Source organism: Arachnia propionica (genome assembly GCF_900637725.1).
In the GTDB taxonomy this organism is placed as follows: domain Bacteria; phylum Actinomycetota; class Actinomycetes; order Propionibacteriales; family Propionibacteriaceae; genus Arachnia; species Arachnia propionica.
Genome location: NZ_LR134406.1, coordinates 2,394,022 through 2,412,506, shown reverse-complemented (window position 1 = coordinate 2,412,506; position 18,485 = coordinate 2,394,022). Strand labels below are relative to the sequence as shown.

At 59.2% G+C, this 18,485-nt stretch carries 22 protein-coding genes and 2 pseudogenes; 14 read left to right on the top strand and 10 right to left on the bottom strand.

Features of this window, described 5'->3' with window-relative positions; genetic code table 11:
- Positions 1–4 precede the first annotated feature (4 nt).
- The 7 genes and pseudogenes from EL272_RS10745 to EL272_RS10720 all read right to left on the bottom strand — a co-directional run bounded on the left by EL272_RS10745 (position 5) and on the right by EL272_RS10720 (position 6,916).
- A complete protein-coding gene (locus tag EL272_RS10745) occupies positions 5–1,324 on the bottom strand; it encodes a hypothetical protein (RefSeq protein ID WP_123824169.1) in 1,320 nt (439 codons plus the stop codon).
- A gap of 194 nt (positions 1,325–1,518) precedes the next feature.
- The gene (locus tag EL272_RS10740) at positions 1,519–2,973 is read right to left on the bottom strand and encodes a hypothetical protein (RefSeq protein WP_014847238.1); all 1,455 of its coding nucleotides are present in this window, start codon (positions 2,971–2,973) and stop codon (positions 1,519–1,521) included.
- Positions 2,974–3,286: 313 nt separating this feature from the next.
- Positions 3,287–3,475: a hypothetical protein gene (locus EL272_RS15300; RefSeq protein ID WP_159424578.1), complete on the bottom strand. Its 189-nt coding sequence runs from the start codon at positions 3,473–3,475 to the stop codon at positions 3,287–3,289.
- Positions 3,476–3,773: 298 nt separating this feature from the next.
- A pseudogene (locus EL272_RS16070) lies at positions 3,774–4,229 on the bottom strand (type IV secretion system protein); the annotation flags it as partial.
- A 569-nt stretch (positions 4,230–4,798) separates the two neighbouring features.
- Positions 4,799–5,701, bottom strand: coding sequence for a hypothetical protein (locus EL272_RS10730; RefSeq protein ID WP_014847236.1), 903 nt, complete (start codon positions 5,699–5,701; stop codon positions 4,799–4,801).
- Positions 5,702–5,723: 22 nt separating this feature from the next.
- On the bottom strand, positions 5,724–5,993 hold the full coding sequence (locus EL272_RS10725; protein WP_041696603.1) for a hypothetical protein: 270 nt from the start codon (positions 5,991–5,993) through the stop codon (positions 5,724–5,726).
- Positions 5,990–6,916, bottom strand: a complete 927-nt coding sequence (locus EL272_RS10720) for a MinD/ParA family ATP-binding protein (protein WP_123824173.1) — start codon at positions 6,914–6,916, stop codon at positions 5,990–5,992. The genes EL272_RS10725 and EL272_RS10720 overlap by 4 nt, the downstream gene beginning before the upstream one ends.
- 453 nt (positions 6,917–7,369) lie before the next feature.
- On the opposite strand from EL272_RS10720, the gene EL272_RS10715 reads away from it, so the two are divergent.
- The 4 genes and pseudogenes from EL272_RS10715 to EL272_RS10700 all read left to right on the top strand — a co-directional run.
- Positions 7,370–7,645 carry a hypothetical protein gene (locus EL272_RS10715; RefSeq protein WP_123824175.1) on the top strand — a complete coding sequence of 92 codons (276 nt, stop codon included), beginning with the start codon at positions 7,370–7,372 and terminating at the stop codon, positions 7,643–7,645.
- A 114-nt stretch (positions 7,646–7,759) separates the two neighbouring features.
- Positions 7,760–9,388, top strand: coding sequence for a peptidoglycan DD-metalloendopeptidase family protein (locus EL272_RS10710; RefSeq protein WP_082793939.1), 1,629 nt, complete (start codon positions 7,760–7,762; stop codon positions 9,386–9,388).
- A gap of 259 nt (positions 9,389–9,647) precedes the next feature.
- The gene (locus EL272_RS16065) at positions 9,648–10,037 is read left to right on the top strand and encodes a helix-turn-helix domain-containing protein (protein ID WP_110644296.1); all 390 of its coding nucleotides are present in this window, start codon (positions 9,648–9,650) and stop codon (positions 10,035–10,037) included.
- A pseudogene (locus tag EL272_RS10700) lies at positions 9,968–10,360 on the top strand (transposase family protein); the annotation flags it as partial. The gene EL272_RS16065 and the pseudogene EL272_RS10700, both read left to right, overlap by 70 nt.
- Positions 10,361–10,580: 220 nt before the next feature.
- Here the strand turns inward: EL272_RS10700 and EL272_RS10695 are convergent.
- Together EL272_RS10695 and EL272_RS10690 are read right to left on the bottom strand one after the other, a co-directional pair.
- Positions 10,581–11,807, bottom strand: a complete 1,227-nt coding sequence (locus tag EL272_RS10695) for a polymorphic toxin type 15 domain-containing protein (protein WP_073970142.1) — start codon at positions 11,805–11,807, stop codon at positions 10,581–10,583.
- A 12-nt stretch (positions 11,808–11,819) separates the two neighbouring features.
- On the bottom strand, positions 11,820–12,566 hold the full coding sequence (locus EL272_RS10690; protein WP_041696598.1) for a GAD-like domain-containing protein: 747 nt from the start codon (positions 12,564–12,566) through the stop codon (positions 11,820–11,822).
- A 356-nt stretch (positions 12,567–12,922) separates the two neighbouring features.
- Here EL272_RS10690 and rplN point away from each other — a divergent pair, with 356 nt between their 5' ends.
- The 10 genes from rplN (at position 12,923) to rplO (ending at position 17,183) form a co-directional block, all read left to right on the top strand.
- Complete coding sequence (gene rplN, locus EL272_RS10685) at positions 12,923–13,291, top strand: 50S ribosomal protein L14 (RefSeq protein ID WP_014847230.1); 369 nt, start codon at positions 12,923–12,925, stop codon at positions 13,289–13,291.
- 1 nt (position 13,292) lies between these two features.
- Positions 13,293–13,664, top strand: coding sequence for a 50S ribosomal protein L24 (gene rplX, locus EL272_RS10680; protein WP_014847229.1), 372 nt, complete (start codon positions 13,293–13,295; stop codon positions 13,662–13,664).
- A complete protein-coding gene (gene rplE / locus EL272_RS10675; protein ID WP_014847228.1) occupies positions 13,664–14,284 on the top strand; it encodes a 50S ribosomal protein L5 in 621 nt (206 codons plus the stop codon). Before rplX ends, rplE begins: the two co-directional genes overlap by 1 nt.
- 9 nt (positions 14,285–14,293) lie before the next feature.
- Positions 14,294–14,479 (top strand): type Z 30S ribosomal protein S14, encoded by a 186-nt coding sequence (locus tag EL272_RS10670; protein WP_014847227.1) that lies wholly within the window; start codon positions 14,294–14,296, stop codon positions 14,477–14,479.
- A 92-nt stretch (positions 14,480–14,571) separates the two neighbouring features.
- Positions 14,572–14,976, top strand: coding sequence for a 30S ribosomal protein S8 (gene rpsH / locus EL272_RS10665; protein ID WP_014847226.1), 405 nt, complete (start codon positions 14,572–14,574; stop codon positions 14,974–14,976).
- 28 nt (positions 14,977–15,004) lie between these two features.
- A complete protein-coding gene (gene rplF, locus EL272_RS10660; protein ID WP_014847225.1) occupies positions 15,005–15,547 on the top strand; it encodes a 50S ribosomal protein L6 in 543 nt (180 codons plus the stop codon).
- Positions 15,547–15,930 carry a 50S ribosomal protein L18 gene (gene rplR / locus EL272_RS10655; RefSeq protein ID WP_014847224.1) on the top strand — a complete coding sequence of 128 codons (384 nt, stop codon included), beginning with the start codon at positions 15,547–15,549 and terminating at the stop codon, positions 15,928–15,930. Before rplF ends, rplR begins: the two co-directional genes overlap by 1 nt.
- Before the next feature lie 25 nt (positions 15,931–15,955).
- Positions 15,956–16,561, top strand: coding sequence for a 30S ribosomal protein S5 (rpsE, locus tag EL272_RS10650; protein WP_014847223.1), 606 nt, complete (start codon positions 15,956–15,958; stop codon positions 16,559–16,561).
- Positions 16,561–16,743, top strand: a complete 183-nt coding sequence (gene rpmD, locus EL272_RS10645) for a 50S ribosomal protein L30 (RefSeq protein ID WP_014847222.1) — start codon at positions 16,561–16,563, stop codon at positions 16,741–16,743. Before rpsE ends, rpmD begins: the two co-directional genes overlap by 1 nt.
- Positions 16,743–17,183: a 50S ribosomal protein L15 gene (rplO, locus tag EL272_RS10640; protein ID WP_014847221.1), complete on the top strand. Its 441-nt coding sequence runs from the start codon at positions 16,743–16,745 to the stop codon at positions 17,181–17,183. Before rpmD ends, rplO begins: the two co-directional genes overlap by 1 nt.
- A 119-nt stretch (positions 17,184–17,302) precedes the next feature.
- Here rplO and wecB read toward each other — a convergent pair whose 3' ends face one another.
- Entirely contained in the window at positions 17,303–18,484 is a 1,182-nt protein-coding gene (wecB, locus tag EL272_RS10635) for a non-hydrolyzing UDP-N-acetylglucosamine 2-epimerase (protein WP_061788435.1), read from the bottom strand.
- Between the last annotated feature and the right edge of the window lies 1 nt (position 18,485).

Here is an 18,485-nt window from a genome sequence, read left to right as displayed (position 1 = left end):
CCTACTAGTTGTTCACGACGTATGCGTCGTCAGTAAAAGTGATGTAACGATCGAGGTTAGTTCGGGTCAATTCGGCTACGACGAGCGGTAGCTTGGGGCCTCGTTTCCTCAGATGGACTCCTCGGGGAAGTTCCTGGATAAGCTGCCGAGTGCTGGGATCCAAACTGAGCAGTTCAACGGCCGCGTCGACATCTGCTCCCTTGTCCTGCCGAAATATGGAGACCAACTCCGATTCAGTGATCAGCGAACGTAGCGGGGAATCCACTGGCACATCGGAGACGTGGTGGAACACCGATATCATGGAAGCACCGACTCCTCGGGTTCGTTTGGCCAAATCTCTGAGCATCGCTGGAACAACCCCGATGCCGTCGGCCGAGTAGGCTTCTTCGATAACCAGACTCTTTTCGCCTGGCATGTTGACCCACACAGATAGCAGGAATGCTGTCGTGACGGTCATCATGAGTCCGAGCGCGGTGGAGCCGTATTCCAAAGCAGAAGTGTCGAATACCAAAAGTCGTGAGGCGAAATCAACCGGTTCGCCGCCAGGACCTGTTGTCTCACCGTCGATCAGGCCCGCGAGATCACCGTCGATGTAGCGCATCAGGCCGAGAACCACGGGTAGCCCCCATTCTCGCAGTCTGTCTAGGTCAACACCCTTGACTCCTGTCGTGCAGGGATTCTGTAGGGCGTGAATCACGTCGGCAAGGACTGGAACACGTCTCTTGAGGTCGGCTGCGTCAAGAGCGGATTGATGCGCAACTTTCAAGGCGTGGCGTTGTTCCGAGGTCAGTTTCGTCTCCAAAGCCGCTTCGGCCACCATAATCAGAAGTCGATCCTGCCCGAGCAGGGAATCGCTACCGGCAGTGGTCATCTGCACGATAGCCGGGTCGAGGATGTTGATGCGTGTGCCTTGATCGCGAGCTTGATGGAATCGGATCGTGGTTCCGCCAATCGTGTCAGCTAATTTTACATACTCGCCTTGGGTGCGCCCATTCTGGGCTTGGCGCTTCCGATCGAATACCACCGCTCGGCCACCGTGCATCATCGACCGAAGCAGAATCGTTTTTACATACGTGGACTTGGCTGTTCCGAGGGCACCGAGGATACACTGGTTTGGGGAGTTAATCCAACCATCACTGTACAACGTCCAAGCACTCTCCAGAATTGCCTGATTCGTCCACAGATTGACCCCAAGGGGATCACCATGATAGTCCAAGTCAGTATTTGTGAGCACGGTCATCAAAGCAGGTGTTTGCTTGGAGGAGGCAAATGTTCCTTTCACCGCAGGATAGTGCCACCCAAAGGTCTTGACCAACAAACGCATTGCCGACCCTCTGCCAAATCTGTACCAAATTCGCCGCCACCATATTCCGAAACTATCCCCAGCACGCGAGAACAACTTGGAAATTGGTTTTGATGGAACGGTTTTCGTAGTTTTCTTTTGCCTCCGAAACCTTCTCTTTTTTGAAGAAGTCATTTCAAGTTTGGCAGTAGACGACGAAGGGGTGAGCGTAGTTGTCATCGGCTGGGAACCTCCATTCCAAGCGGGAGACAGTGCAACAGCCCAACCCCGGGGCGAGTGTCATCCATGGTGATTCCTTCGGCGTTCATGCTGTCATCGGCTATAGATGCAACATCTGCCATTGCATTCTTTACACCACGCGGGGAGTTCGCCGAGATCATAATCCGGACAGCCGGGATGATCCCGACTTGACCGTTCAACACTATGTCTTGGGCAACTTCTGTAGCAACAGTCTCCTGGGACCATGCCTCACCAGCATCGACCTTTCCGGACTCATCATTTTTTAGGCGTTCTGAAGCGGCCGTAGTCAATTGATCCTTCGCGAACTCACGCGCCTTGTGACGGCGGATAATTTTGACTTGAGAAACTACAGTGCGAGGACCCAAACCGACACCGAATACAAGTGGTTCAAGCCATCGCCCTCGGACCGGCGAGAGGGGCCAATCAAAGAGACCAAAGCTGGCGGAGGCGTGCCACCAGGAGCGATCATCGCAGCTGCTGAATAACATGGTGTCCTGCCGGATCCAGCTGGGGCAAGAAGCAAAGATCCCTTCTTCGCAGCCTTCGAGATCGTAAGGACTACGGTGAGGAACAACGATTGCTCGGATCAGGGCTGAAACCTCAGCCGGGCCAAGGGCGCCTTTTACGAAGATCCCGTTGGTTTCGAGTTTTCGTGCGACGATACTGACGGCATCATAGGCCGCTTCTGCGCCACTGAATTCGCTGAATGGCGGTTTGGCGACCCGCTCGTACAGCAGATCCTTGTTGAATCTGATCACCAGATAGGAATACATAGTCTCGGTATGACTGGCTATCATCCATGAAAGCTCCTCAGCAGCTGCCTTGATTGTTTCAGGAAGATCATCTGCAACTTGCACGCCCATCGCAATTTCCTCGGGATTTTCAGGGCGAACCAGAGTCAACCAGTCAACCTGATCGATTGCCACCTTGGGGTCGGCCAGCGTCTTGTGAACTGCATTCATCTTTCGCTGTTCTCTCGCCAAATCATCAGCGGGCTGTACTCCCGTCCGATGACCGGAAATCTCTAACACACATACCATTGCTTCGGGATAATCCAAGACTGCTAGTTCACTACCGTCGCTGGCGGGCACAGCCAGAAGTCGTAGCGGGTCCATCAACAAAAATGGTTGGGCCTCGCGGACTGGGTCGAAATCGTCCCACCGGGCTCGTTTCCCAATCCAGTAACGAATCTGTTCACCGACCCCCAGCACCCACGTGCTGCCATCGCTGGCTTTACGACGCCACACCAGAACGAAGGCGCCGACAGTGATTGCCAATCCCAGGACCACGAACAGGTTCGAGGTTCGGATAACGACGATCAGCAGGATCACCCCAATCCCGATAAGGAAGAGCAAAATTGCAATTTTACCTTTGCTTAACCACGGCACCGGTGTCACCCCACCAAGACGGAAGGTGTTGCCTATGCTCATGGTGTCCTCCATGAGTCAGGTGGACGATTTCCCGGTGGAGGACCCGCAGGTTTGGGCGAAGTCCGACTGAATGGAGGGGAAGCTGATGGTTCCTGTCGTCTTGGTATGTCCTCCTCGTAGTTAGAGAACTTGGGACCGTACTTGTGAGACGGTTCCTCACCAGCCCCATCATCATGAGACGAAGGTTCCGGTTCTCCCTCTACCGATCCTGAAGAACCCGCGTTCTGTTGTTGCGGAGTTTCTTGATGTCGTCTCGGGGACGACGGCCCAGATGTGTCGGGGTCGGTTGCATACCCGATTCCTACGGCTGCATTCATACGAAGAGCCGACTCCCGGGCAGCTCCCTTGGCAGCATCGGCACCGACTTTCGCGGCAATGACGACGCCAGCGACAACTCCAGCCGCGGCGCCAAGGCCCACTGCCGCACCGGTCGCAGCCGTACCTCCAGCAGCTGCGCCACTGCCAGCTCCTGTAGCAGCGCCTCCGCTGGCACCTGTCGCATTTCCGCCAGCCAAGCTTCCACTAGCTCCCGTGGCTGCGCCACTGCTGCCACCTGCCATGCTCCCACTGCTGGTACTTCCGCCGGTGCCGGTGGTGGTGTTTTTACCGTCGCGGAAGCGCTGCATCAGACGATCCACTCCCTGCTGGGTTTTCCTGCCACCTTCCTGCACGTTCTGGGGCGACTCCTTGACATGTGACTGCCACGGTCCGGCAGCACCATCTGACCCCGGAGCACCATAAGGAGACAGAGCAGGCATGATATAGCCAAGTATAATCGGCATCGATGTTGACATGGCAATCACTACGATCGCTTTGACCATCGTAGCCATGTCAAGCGTCCCGGAAAATACATTGGTAACCATAAACTTTGACATTATCCAATATGCGAACCGCGAAACCGCCGGGACAAGAGCGCAACCAGCAATTGCGCCTATGAGTCGCCATCTCAGCCGCTTATTGGATGGCCACAATGACAGAGCTGTGCTGATTGGGATTAGGATAGTTAAAATATACAGGGCATATTCAGCGACGCAATCTTCAATGAACCAGACAAGCATGGCGATGAGAAGAACAAAAAGGATTATCAAGGCCAAGACCGCACCACCGATGAAACCAAAGACTCCCCCTCGCAGCATTGATCCACCCATAGCCCTCATCATGTCCCCGAAGGAATTACCGATCTCATTGGCAAAAGATTCACTGAGGTCCTTACCAAGAGTGCTGACCCAGTGCACTGCGGTAGGAGTAGACAGCATCAACGGGACGTAAATCGCTATCTTTGGCAACGCATCCGCGAATTCTGAACGGGCTTCTGGACTATAATGACCCCGAGACGCTCGGGCCAGCATCATGATCATGACGACCGCGAAAATAACCAATCCGATGGAAAAGGTGACTCCAAAGGTTTCACCGATCCCAGAACCCCAGTCACCATCTCGGGAACCTGCACCAATCCCAACCCTGGAGGCCAGTTCTCCAGCAGACTTCGCCGCTTCCTCAGCCCACTCTTCCGCAGCCGTCGTGGGCGACGGATTCGATGACGCACTCGGGGGAGGGGGGGATGGTGCCTCGGATGGCGGAGGAGTGGGCGGCTCCACAGAAGCACTTGGTGGCGGTTCGGTTGCCGTAGGGGCTGCAGTCGGCGTGGGGTCTACAGGCATCATGGGTGGATCATCTCGATCCGGTGGGCAAATTTCCCCCGATATCTCAGCCCACCACGGGATACAAGACTTCTTTTCACCTTGACCCTGATCGGCATGTGCTGAGATATTTCCGAGAATGAATGCGGCAAGAAGAATGCCGAATGCAGTTACCAAGAGTTTTCTCATTGGGTGAGCACCGCACCCTCGAAGGGTTCCTGGGTGGCATCAGCCGGAACCGCCCAGCCTTCACCGACCAGAGATTTCAGGTGTTCCCATCCCTGATTACTCACCTTCTTCTTCCAAACGTTTTCCACGGATCCGGAGGTCTCGGAGCGCCAGTCACCATCAACCCACACCAAAGAATTATTAATCTGCTTGAACTGTAGATGAACATTGCTCATGTCATCATCTGTTCCGGTTCCACCATACATGGGAATCAGGACCGCGACTTCAACACGCGACGGTTGACCAGTGGAATCTTTCTCACAGGAGCGGACAATATAGGCGCCGTATTGCGGAATACCGCCACCATAGAAACGTTTCTCCTTCGACGGTTTGCCATTGAGATCCAGAACCACTCCATCATCATTCATCCCAGCCATTTCGCGACCCTTTTTCCGGAACCACACATACGACTTGCCCTTCAGGACTTCTTCCAAAGCAGCTCCGGTGTAAAGTTTGGGGAAGAGCTGAGCGGCAGTGTTCTCGACCATAGCGGGAAGGCTATAGAAAGCGGCTTCGATGTTCATGGCTGCCCCAACGGCGCCGTCGATGGTGCGGGGCCATCCGTAGGGGATGCCGTAGATGGCTTTCGAGTTACCGCTGCCCACGGTCGCGGTTCCTCGCCACAGACCGGGGACCACCTCACCGTCAACTGTCATGTACCTGGGAGGAGTGGGGGTGGAAGACTCCGAGGCGGTGGCTGGAGCGCTGCCACCCGCCGACGGATTTTGACCTGTTCTGGTACCGAGCCAGAACGCGAAGACCAGAAGAAGGGCCATCACGGCAGCAAGTAGGAAAACGAAGGGCCTCCGCCGCTTCATCGCGGCAGGGTCCGGACGATTGTCGGTCACGACGCGGACCATGGAAACTCCTTGCTTAATAAGATTAGCTGACCAAAGCAGCGTAGATCGTGGGGACGAGAGCCAGAGCGATCAATGACAGGCCGGGCCAGACAAGCCGGCCCACAGTCGCCTCACCATCCGCGCGGTGGTGACGTCGGGCGGAGGCAATCGCACCAACCGCGATAATCAGATGGTAGGCGGCGAAGACGAACCCACAAGCCCAAACGAGCGCAAGGGTAGTCGACACCCAGCTGTCGAAGACCTTTGCAAAGGGACCAAAACTGGGAGAGAGATCCTTGAAGAGGTCTTTCATCGTGTTACTCCTTGTGCTTGTGCTAGGTCCGAAAGTGTGGCACCCAAAGTCTCGAAAGCAACCTTGGTCGAATCACTGAGGCTATTCCAGCGGATTATCTGTCCGTTCAGGGCAGGATCTACGGGAATTTCCACGATCGGCAGGCCATGGAAATGTTCTAAAGCCTTCGCGCGGGCCAAGGGATCGGCTTCCTTAACGCCATTGGTGCCAACGATTACAACCCGCCCGCCGACCTGCTCACCACGCGCGAGCATACCTTCCAACATCCTGCTGGCAGGAGCGATGTGATCGGCACGCCATTTCATCGGGACCACAATCAGATCCGCCACGGCTGCGGCCGATCTCCAAGAGCTGGCCAACTCAGCGTTGCCGGTGTCAATAACCAAGATCGGGTAAAATCGTTTAAGTACCGTGTGGATTTTGGTGAAATCCTCATCAGACATGGGTTCTGTAGTGGTCGGATCCGAGGTGAGCACCCACTCGAAGGAATCTGGTTGACGGTTCATGCACCGCTCGATCTCCACGGTGCGCGCTCGGTGCCCGAGCAGATAATCGGCCGCCTCGACCAAATGGCCGATGTGCCGATCATGCGTAATGACCGACCGCTGTCCCAATGTGCCGCGCAACTCGTTGAGATCGACAGCAACCACTCCACCACCACGTGCAGCACCAAACGCAGCCGCGATACCACGGGCCGTCGGGGTTTTCCCCGCTGACCCTTTCGGTGAAGCTACAGCAATCGTCAAAGTCTCATCGAATGTTGCCAGCAGCTTCGCCTTGCGCGCGGCAGCTTCCAGCGCCTTCTTCGACGGCCCAAGACGCAGCCATCTACGCCAACCCGCAGGAGGAGCCATGTCCCCAAGCGCACGCAGCGAACTCGACAACGCCGAGGCGCTGGCGCTGAACGACTTGCTGAGAACCAAGTTCGGAGCCTTCGTCGGCTCCGGCCCCGGAGGCAGATCTGGCTCCAAAGATACGGATGAGGCAGATATTGGCTCTTCCTCCAATTCCGGCTCCGCTGACACCATCGTCTGGCCGTCTGGTGGATCTACGGGGAGTGACAACGGCTGCCGCGCCTCGAACTGATCCTGCTCTACCTGGTGAGGAGCAGGAGCGCGGAGCGCCGTTAGACCCGGCCCTCGACCTCCACCACGAGGAACGCTTGCATCACTCATGGCTAGATCCTAACAGTCCATTGGTAGAGTATGCAGTAGATTGTTAAAATTGCTTAGAATATCTAAGAATTATTTAAATGACGTCGAAATCGCTTTAGTGCGTCTCCGGCCGCGACGCTACAGCTAAGATGTCAGATGACTTGGGGGTGCTAGAAGGTAACTCATGGGGGCCTCCGGGTACACTTCTGGCAGACTGGGCGCATGGCAATCTTGGAGCTGGACCCCACCGACGTTAGCACGTGGCCTTACTGGATGACCTTGAAACAGGTGGAGATGGCGTTGCAGGTGAGCAGGCCCGTGCTCGTAGCTATGCTGTCGGGGGAGGATCCGATCTTACCATCCACGATCATCAACAGACATAAGTCGGGAAAACGTGTTCACCGTCGCGTCAAGCGTGATGACGTTTTGAATCTATCGCCATCCGTAGTGGAATCGCCAGATGAATTCGATATTGATTCTGACAGTGATGAAGAATAGATACCTACGAGATGGCCTATTCGCGGCTGTCTTCAGGGGCGGTCTGAGCAAGAGTTTCGCTGGCCGAAAAGCGGCCTGCGAATATGCCTCAAGGTCTTACGAATTGGAGGAGTGATGCGATTAGTAAAGATCTTCGGAATGTGCCTGCTGCTGATGTTTGTCATGCCCTTGATGACAGCTGTTCTCGGATCGGTGTCACCTTCTGAAAGGCGCAACCAAGAGAAAAACTGCTCACCAAGCGATGGTGCTGCATCTAGTGCATGGAGTGTCCCGATGGGTGCCGCCTACAGGGTGACTGCCCAGTTTGGTCCTCGCGTCTCGCCGATTACAGGCGCACCGGATATGCACACCGGAATTGATCTGGCTTCCCCGGCAGGGGACGCACCCGTTCTGGCTGCTACGGCCGGCGAGGTAGTAAGGATTGAAAATCTCGGGAATCGATCATATGGGTTATGGGTGGAGATTAATCATGGTGGAGGAACGACCACGCGCTACGCTCACCTGTCCAGCGTATCCGTAAGAGTGGGTGATAGGGTCAACACCGGACAACAGATCGCGGTTGAAGGGAAGTCCGGGGGAGTAACGGGCCCTCATCTTCATTTTGAAATCCGCCACGACGGTGAAGCCGTCGACCCAGCCAAAGAACTGATGGAACGCTTCGGGTTTTCTTTCGATGGCGTGCCTGGCATCACCTTCAACGGTTCACGAGCCATTACGGCTGACGATGTGGCGGCATTTCTACCGAACCCGCAGGGTGTGGACCAATCCGGTTCGCTCACAGAAGAGCAGATCGCCAACGCAACTGCCATCGTCGAGACAGGTCAGAAGCTTGGCCTGCCACCCAAAGCATGGGCGATCGCATTGATGACAGCGCTCCAAGAATCCACTCTCGGTGCTGATAAGAGTACCACCACACCCAACAGTGATGTCGATGTCGGCATTTTCCAACAGAGAGCCAAAGTAGGATGGTATGCCGACGGCTTGTCCGTAGAACAGAACACAGCAATCCTCAACGACGTACGCTACGCGGCTGCGACCTTCTACCAAGGCCACGACATGTCATTAATCGCATATGGACTCAACCCAGAGGGTGCAGCAGGTCCGCCCGGATACCACCTTCCCGGCCTGATCGACATAAAAGACTGGATGAATAGAAAAGACTTGGGGGAAATAGCACAAGCGGTACAGAAATCGGACTTCCCTCGCCACTACACCAAACACGAAGCCACCGTCGCTGCACTACTTCCCCGAATCAACACGGGAATCGGCAGCTATGAATGCGCTCCCGCCGCTGAGGGGATACCCAGCAACGGAACTGCCGGAGAACAAGTGGCCGCTTATGCTATGACCCAGATCGGTGTCCCTTACAGTTGGGGCGGTGGGGACGAAACCGGCCCAACTAAAGGTTTCTGCTGCTCCCCGGGAGGAAAGGACGGCTCCGCAATCGTCGGTTTCGACTGCTCAGGCCTCGTTTTGTGGGCTTGGTCTAAACTCGGAGTGAAACTTCCTCACGAGTCAAGTGCACAGCAGCGAATGACCGCTCCCGTAGCCAAGGAAAACATCCAAGCTGGAGACCTGCTGTTCTTCCCCGGACACGTAGGCATAGCGGATGGCAAGGGCGGCATGATTGAAGCACCACGCCCAGGACTTGCCGTTCGGGTGACACCTGATGTTCTCAATGATCCCCACTACGGACCACTCTTCACGGGCGCCGGCCGTCCGTCCCTGCCGAACAAGCCGTAAAATCTGTCACATAATGCGGGCGAAAGTGATTCTTCTCATGATCCTTATGATAGTCTTAAGGCGTTATTCACGAGGGTTTTTTTCTCGGTGAAACGCCGCCAGTAACACAAAGAACATCGACTGCTTCATGAAACGATTGAGTTGCAACATAAACCAATCATGAAAGCAGTCGATACGTTACCAGTCTACAACGGGGCTTTGCGAGAAAACATTTGACGAGATCACCTGCCGTGCCGCCGATGTGATCGAGGGTCGAGGGATGGATCTGTCCAGATGCCGTATCCCCCTGCGGGACCAGGTGGTGGCCTGCCTGCTGATCCTTCGCCAGAACCTGCCCCGGATGGTGGTCGCCGACCTCCTGGGAGTCTCTCAGCCCACGATCTCCAGGATCTGGCGACGTATCACCGTCCTCCTCGAAGCAGTCCTGCTCTTCCTCCCGGGCGGACTCGCCGAGGCGATCCAGCAAGGGCACCTCATCCTCATTGACGGCACCCATGCCCCCTACCGGGAACCGCCCAGCCAGCGAGCAACAGCCACAACTACTCCGGGAAACGCAAGGTCCAGTGCCTCAATGTCCAGGTCGCCTCCACCGACCGCGGTGACCTCATCGCCGTCTTTGACCTGGTGCCGGGATCCCGACATGACTTGAAGGCCATCAACCTGTGCGGTTGGCAAGACCTCCTCGACTCCTCCGACGCCACATGGATCGCCGACACCGCCTACATCGCCACCACCGCCATCGCCCCGATCAAGAAGCTGCCCAACCAGTCCCGCACCAGCCACGACAAAGACTTCAACACTGCCATCGCCCGAATCCGCGTCAACGTCGAACACTGCATCGCACAACTGAAAACCTGGAGAATCCTGTCACACGGCTACCACGGACGCCTCAAAGAACTCCCCGGAATCATCCACCTCGTCACCAACCTGAAAATCCTCAGAACATACACCCACAATCAACCCCGTGAATAACGCCTTCAGGTGTGGGGCAGAGCGCGTTTCGATCAACAAAACAAAATAAGCCATCGCAAATTTGGTGAAGAGCAGCAAGAATCTGGAATGCGCTTCGAGTTGTCGTCCCGCCCCATCGCCACGTTCTTACGGGATGGACTGCTGTAGGTTTTGTGGACGGCAGCCTAAACCACAATCCAAGTTCTCACTACCATCCACAAAACCTATAGCAGTCCAGGCCCTATCGTTCTATTTGGTTTTGTGAGTGGTTTCGACCGCGGTGTCTGGTGGGTGGGGTGAGGGGTTTGGCTGGTTGCTTCGGCGTGGTTGGCGTGGCTGGCTTGGGGAACGCTGCTGTCAGGATGTTCTTGACCTGATCGATTTTGCTTGTGGCAGCTGCTTGTGTTGACGCGGCTGGTTTGGGGAATGCTGCTGTCAGGATGTTTTTGACTTGGTCGATTTTGTTTGGGGTGGCTGGTTGTGTTGGTGTGGTGGTGGGTTGTGGGGGACTGTGTGAGAGTTCGGGGTATTTGGCGTTAAGTTCCCGCGCAAGGATCTTCGCGTCCACTGCAGGGGACCGGGGAACATGTTTCTCGTGTTCTATCGAATCGACGACGACATGTGTTTTCTCGTTTCTGATACGGGAAGCGAGCCGCGAATTGCCACAGAGAACCACTCGCACATTCAGGTAATGCTGTCCTTTCCCGGCCTGCTGAGCGGCGCGGGCTTTCTTGTCGAGGAGAGCAACTCCTGGTTTGTGTTGACCGCCGATGGAAGAATTGACCGGCCCGTTACCCCACACGATCTCCCCGGAGGTGAGTTGGTGGGTGCCCTGGAGAGACTGATCGGGCTCATGCAACGCCGCCAAAGACTGCACCGCCTCAGCAGCCTTCTCCTCAGCCTTGTCCGGATCAAACCTGTACTCTCGGACAAGCCTGATGACGATCTGCTTCTCAAGGCCGGCGCGGTCTGTTTCGATTGCTGATGAGTTTGGTGCGCGTTTGTTGGTTTTGTAGAGGTCGCGTCCTTTGAGGTATTCGTCCACTGTGAGGTAGGACAGGGCTTCGTATTGGCGGCTGAGTTGACGGGCGAATTCCGCGGGGTGTTGCGAGGCCTCGGTGCCGGAACGACCGGCGTGATACACCACCTGCACTGGTTCTGTTTCATCATGCGGTAACACGGGCAGCGGGGTGGTGTGGTTGGTTTGCACACCGGGAAGAGGTTCACCATGGCGGGCTGCCGCGATCAACTGGCGTTCCTGTGGGGTGGGGGTGTCCCACACCAGAACCTGGTGCCCATCACCGGTGAGAGCAGGGCGGAAACCATCAGTGGCCACCAAACCCGGACCGGTTCCATGTATCACGGATGTTGTGGCCGCGCCGGGAGCTGCAACAGCAAGCCCTACTGGTTCCTGCTGCTGATTCTGTGTCTGTGTTTGTTCTGGTTTGTGTGTGTGCGGGTCAGGCATGACGGTTTCTTGTCACTGCCCAGAGCTGTTCGGGGGCTGGTTGTCCTGGGTGACGATTTGTTCGACGAGCGCGTCACCAAAGGAGGCCATCAAATCGGGTCGTATTTCTGGTTCGGTGTTTTGTCCCAGAAACGCCACATGCGCTACAGCGGGTTCCTTGGCAAGAAGTGACGCGTCTAGGCGGCCTGTCAGGCAGTAGGCCGGCACCAGGGCGAATACCTCATCCGGTCCGAGAGACCCAAACTTTTTGAATCCCTCATCAACCAGCCGTCGTCTCGAAACATCATCCCGAGCAGCATCCTTTAGCGGGGTCAACAAACTCACGCAGCCAGAGCGTTCCCGCATCACCGGATCCAACATGCTCCGATGAGAATCGGAATCCGGATACAAAAACCCGAACACTGAGACGATGTTCAGTGCGGGTCCGGAGGTTTCTCCCCACAGTTGCATGCTGCCCAAGGGAGTGCGGGCGATGCACCACCATTGCTGTTCTGGGAACGGCAACTCCAGGCCCTCCAGCCATGACTCCACCGCCGGCGCCCACTCCAAAGGATTCGTGATCCAATGCCTGCCATTGGCGATACCGTCGAAACCAACAGTCCGCCAGATCTGCAGAATCGAGGCCGGAAACACTCCCTCGAAGCGCTCCAACACCTCCCGGGAAGCCGCCTCACCCACCCCCAACGGGCCACCCCGATGCTTGAAATACGCCCCCATCAGTTCCTCAACCCAGCCCGGGTCACTGCGTAGCTCATCCATGACCACACACTACCGGCCAGTCAGTACCCCGGAGAAGAAACCCCGAAGGTTGTTTTCGAGCGCACAATCGAATTCGCGTGGTGGATCTTGGCGGCGCGAAGCCCGTGGTGGTTCGGCTTCTCTCGGGCGGCCCGCTGAGAAGGTGCTGGTATCGGTTTCGCCTGACGGGGCCCCTTGGGGTACGCTTTGCAAGTTGCCTTGAGTCTGTGCCCTCCGGCCATCCGGGTGGGGACCTCTCTCGGGCGACGAAACCCCGTGCCCGAGGCCCGGGGCGCCTCCTGGCAAAATCCAGGGGGTTCATCATGCGAGTTCCGACCAGGCCCGGGCCCGGGAACCGGTCGGACGGAGGAGAACAAATGATCCAGCAGGAGTCGCGACTCAAGGTCGCCGACAACACTGGTGCCAAGGAGCTCTTGTGCATCCGCGTTCTCGGTGGCTCGAAGCGTCGTTACGCCTACCTCGGTGACATCATCGTCGCCACGGTCAAGGACGCGATCCCCGGCGGCAACGTCAAGAAGGGCGAAATCGTCAAGGCCGTCGTAGTGCGTACAGCCAAGGAGCGTCGCCGTGGCGACGGCTCGTACATCAAGTTCGATGACAACGCCGCCGTTATCCTGAAGAGCGACGGGGAGCCCCGCGGCACCCGCATCTTCGGCCCGGTGGCCCGGGAACTGCGTGAGAAGAAGTTCACGCGCATCGCTTCACTCGCCACGGAGGTGATCTGAGATGAACTCGCTCCACGTGAAGAAGGGCGACCGCGTCAAGGTCATCGCCGGCAAGGACAAGGGCAAGACCGGTGAGATCATCGCCGTCGATCCCCGCGCCCAGAAGGTGACCGTCGAGGGCGTCAACGTCGTAAAACGGCACAAGCGCGAATCCCAGGGCGCCAACGGGCGTCGCATCGAGGGCGGCATCATCAGCTTCGAGGCCCCCATCCACGTCTCGAACGTCCAGCTCGTCACCAAGATTGATGGCAAGGAGGTCGTGACCCGGGTCGGCTACCAGCGCGTCGATGTCACCAAGAGGCGTTCCGACGGGTCCGAGTACCAGGCCCAGCGCAGCGTCCGCATCGCCCAGAAGACCGGGAAGGAGATCTGATGAGCAACGACATCGAGATCCCGCGCCTGAAGAAGAAGTACCGCGAACAGATCGTCCCCGCCCTGCGGGAGGAGTTCAAGTACGCCAACGTCATGCAGATCCCCGGTCTGACCAAGATCGTGGTCAACATGGGCGTCGGCGAGGCCGCTCGCGACTCCAAGATCATCGACGGTGCCGTCCGCGACCTGACCGTGATCACCGGCCAGAAACCCACCATCACCAGGGCCCGCAAGTCCATTGCCCAGTTCAAGCTGCGCGAGGGCATGCCCATCGGTTGCCACGTCACCCTCCGCGGGAACCGCATGTGGGAGTTCGCCGACCGGCTGCTGACCCTGGCCCTGCCCCGTATCCGCGACTTCCGTGGCCTCAACGGCCGCCAGTTCGACGGCAAGGGCAATTACACCTTCGGGTTGAACGAGCAGGTCATGTTCCTGGAGATCGACCAGGACAAGATCGATCGCGTCCGCGGCATGGACATCACGTTCGTGACCTCGGCCACCAACGACCAGGAGGGTCGTGCGCTGCTGAAGCACCTCGGTTTCCCCTTCAAGGCCGTCGACGACCCGAAGCCGGTCAAGGGTGGCCGCGGCCCCGCGTTCCAGCCCAGGAAGAAGAAGTGAGCGTGAACCATGGCTAAGACAGCACTCAAGGTCAAGCAGTCCCGCAAACCGAAGTTCGGTGTGCGCGCCTACACCCGTTGCAAGCGCTGCGGTCGCCCCAAGTCGGTGTACCGCAAGTTCGGTCTGTGCCGCGTCTGCCTGCGTGACCTCGCCCACGCGGGTCAGCTTCCCGGCGTGACCAAGTCGTCCTGGTGACCCAGAGCGCCACGAGAAGAACTTCCAATTTTCGATTTGCCAAAGGTCCCCAGCAGTGAGGGAAACCGGGGCGAGAAAGAAGCCAAACAGCCATGACAATGACTGATCCCATCGCAGACATGCTCACGCGTCTGCGTAACGCCAATCAGGCGTACCAGGAGTCGACGTCCATGCCGTCGTCGAAGATCAAGGTCGGCATCGCGGAGATTCTGAAGGCCGAGGGTTACATCTCGAACTTCGAGCTGACCGAGGTCGAAGGACAGGTGGGCAAGGTGCTCAAGGTCACCCTCAAGTACGGTGACTCCCGCGAGCGCTCCATCGCAGGGCTCCGTCGCATCAGCAAGCCCGGTCTGCGCGTCTACGCGAAGGCCAACGCCCTCCCGAAGGTGCTCGGCGGTCTCGGTATCGCCATCATCTCCACCTCCCAGGGGCTGCTGACCGACAAACAAGCAAACGCCAAGTCCGTGGGCGGCGAAGTGCTCGCCTATGTCTGGTGACCCGACGAGACTGAAAAGGAGATAGAACATGTCACGAATTGGCAGGCTCCCGATCGCGGTCCCGTCCAACGTCGAGGTCAAGATCGACGGCCAGGACGTGGCCGTCAAGGGCCCCAAGGGTGAGCTGAAGTTCACCGTTCGCGAACCCATCACCATTGCGAAGAACGAGCAGGGCGAACTGCAGGTGTCGCGTCCGGACGACGAGCGGCTGTCCCGTTCCCTGCACGGCCTGACCCGTACCCTCGTGTCGAACATGGTCACCGGGGTCACCCAGGGCTACGAGAAGAAACTCGAGATCGTGGGCGTCGGCTACCGTGTCGTCGCGAAGGGCCCCACCCAGCTGGAGTTCGCCCTCGGGTTCTCGCACCCGGTGGTGGTCAACGCCCCGGAGGGCATCACCTTCACCGTCGAGACTCAGACCAAGTTCACGGTGCACGGCATCGACAAGCAGCTTGTCGGTGAGACCGCCGCGAACATCCGCAAGATCCGCAAGCCCGAGCCGTACAAGGGCAAGGGCGTTCGCTACGCGGGCGAACACGTCCGCCGCAAGGCCGGAAAGGCTGGTAAGTAATGGCTATCTCGCTTGGCATACGCAAGGGCCTGGCGGCGAAGACCGCCTCACGTGCCCGCCGTCAGTTGCGTGGCCGCAAGAAGATCAACGGCACCGCCGAGCGGCCTCGCATGGTGGTCACCCGCTCCGCGCGGCACCTGTACGTCCAGGTGATCGACGACACCGCCGGCCGCACCCTGGTCTCCGCATCCACCATGGAAGCGGACCTGCGCGCGGCGGAGGGCGACAAGTCCGCCAAGGCACGCAAGGTGGGGGAAATCATCGCCCAGCGCGCGAAGGAAGCCGGCATCGAGAACATCGTCTTCGACCGCGCCGGCAACAAGTACCACGGCCGGATCGCCGCGCTCGCCGATGCGGCGCGCGAGGCCGGTCTCGGATTCTGAGAACGACGAGAGGATAGGGAACACGATGAGTGAAACCCAGCAGCGCGGTGATCGCCGCGGTGGGGAGCGTCGTGGCCGTGACGATCGTCGTGGCCAGGCTTCCAGGGAAGAGAAGAACCAGTATCTCGAGCGAGTGGTCGCCATCAACCGCGTCGCCAAGGTCGTCCAGGGTGGGCGTCGTTTCAGTTTCACCGCCCTGGTGGTCGTCGGTGACGGTGAGGGAACCGTCGGCGTCGGCTACGGCAAGGCGAAGGAGGTGCCCGCTGCCATCGCCAAGGGCGTGGAGGAGGCCAAGAAACACTTCTTCCGCGTGCCGCTGATCCAGCGCACCATCCCGCACCCCGTGCAGGGTGAGAAGGCCGCCGGCGTGGTGCTTCTGCGCCCCGCCTCGCCCGGTACCGGTGTCATCGCCGGTGGATCGGCGCGTGCGGTGCTCGAGTGCGCCGGTGTGCACGACGTGCTGGCCAAGTCGCTCGGCTCGGCCAACGCCATCAACGTCGTCCACGCGACGGTTGACGCCCTGCAGCAGCTCGAGGAACCGGAGGCCGTCGCGAAGCGTCGTGGCCTGCCGGTGGAGGACGTCGCCCCGGCGGCGCTGCTCCGTGCACGCAAGGAAGAGGTGGCCGGCTGATGGCTGAACTGAGGATCACCCAGATCAAGTCGGGGGTCGGCGGCAAGGACTACCAACGGGCCACGCTTCGCACCCTGGGGTTGAAACGCATCGGCCAGACGGTGGTGCGTGAGGATCGTCCCGAGGTGCTCGGCATGATCCGCACCGTCGCCCACCTCGTGGAAGTGGAAGAGGTCAAGTAATGGCTCTCAAGATTCATCACCTGCGTCCCGCCCCGGGCGCCAACACCGCCAAGACCCGCGTGGGCCGCGGTGAGGCGTCCAAGGGCAAGACCGCCGGTCGCGGCACGAAGGGCACGGGCGCTCGCAAAAACGTCCCCGCGAACTTCGAGGGCGGCCAGATGCCGATGCACATGCGGATCCCGAAGCTCAAGGGCTTCAAGAACCCGTTCCGCGTGGAGTACCAGGTCGTCAACGTCGGTCGCCTCGCCGAGCTGTTCCCCAGGGGGGGAGCGGTCACGGTGGAGGACCTCGTCGAGGCCGGTGCCGTCCGCGGTGGAGCGCTCGTCAAGGTGCTGGGCGACGGCGACATCAACGTCGCCCTCAACGTGACGGCCGACGCGTTCTCGAACTCCGCGAAGGAGAAGCTGGCCGCTGCCGGCGGCTCCGCGGTGGAGGCCTGAGCGACAGCGCAAGACAAATGGGGCCGGGTGCCGATCCGAGGATTCGGCACCCGGCCCCTTCCCTTTTCCCACCGGGTGGGTTCCGTTTCCGCTAGGACCCCCGAACCCAGGTGGAGCTTTCAGGCGGACTTGGTGAGCGGCCAGGGGCGCGCCGGGGTGTGGCTGACGAAATCGGGCAGGGGATCGCCGACACCGAGGAAAGCCGCGATTCCCGCGACCGCCCGCACCGCGGCCGCACCGTCACCGTAGGGATTGACCGACTCGGGAATCGGGGCGTGGCCGGCGGGGAGGCTGAGCAGGCTGCCGACCTCCGCGAGGATGGTCTCCTCGTCGGTGCCGACCAGCCGGGCCGCACCGACCTCGACCGCCTCCGGACGATCCGTCCTCTCGCGAAGCACCAGGACGGGTTTGCCGAGGGCCGGGGCCTCCTCCTGCAACCCGCCGGAATCGGTCAGGACGACACTCGATGCCTTCAACAGCTGGATGAACTCACCGTAGGGGAGGGGATCGCAGGCGATGACGTTGTCCAGGCCGACCAACGGGGGTAGCAGACAGTGCCTGACGATCGGGTTGAGATGGGCCGGCAGGATCACGCGGAGCCCAGGGTGGCGGAAGGCCAGCCGGGCGACGGCGTTGCCGATCCGCTCCATGGGGGCTCCCCAGTTCTCGCGGCGATGGGCGGTGACCAGCAGGATCGGTGCGTTCGAGGCGATCGCCTCGCGGATCCTCTCGTCCTGGATGGGGACCTCGGCCTCCACCGCCCGCATCAGGGCGTCGATGACGGTGTTCCCGGTGACGATGATGTCCTCGCTGCGCACCCCCTCCCGTTCCAGATTGACCCGGCACCGCTGGGTCGGGGCCAGGTGGAGGGAGCTGATCCGTGTTGCGATGCTGCGGTTGGCCTCCTCCGGGAACGGCGCCTCGATGTCGCCGCTGCGGAGCCCCGCCCCCAGATGGACGACGGGGATGTGCCGGTTGAAACTGGCCAGGGCGGCCGCCGCGACGGTGGATGTGCCGCCCTGGACCACAACGGCGTCGGGGCGTTTCATCTCGAGGATCGGGTCGAGCAGCGTGATGATGTGGGCCATGATCTCGTTGAGGGTCTGGCCCGGCGCGAAAACGTTGAGGTCGTGCGTCGGGGTGATTCCCAGTACCTCGCCCACCTGGTCAAGCATCTCGCGGTGCTGTCCCGTGACCACCGAGATCGACTCGAATCGCGGATCCTCCTCGAGGCGGCGGATGACAGGCGCCATCTTGATGCCCTCGGGACGGGTCCCGTACACGGTCATTACTTTTTTCATG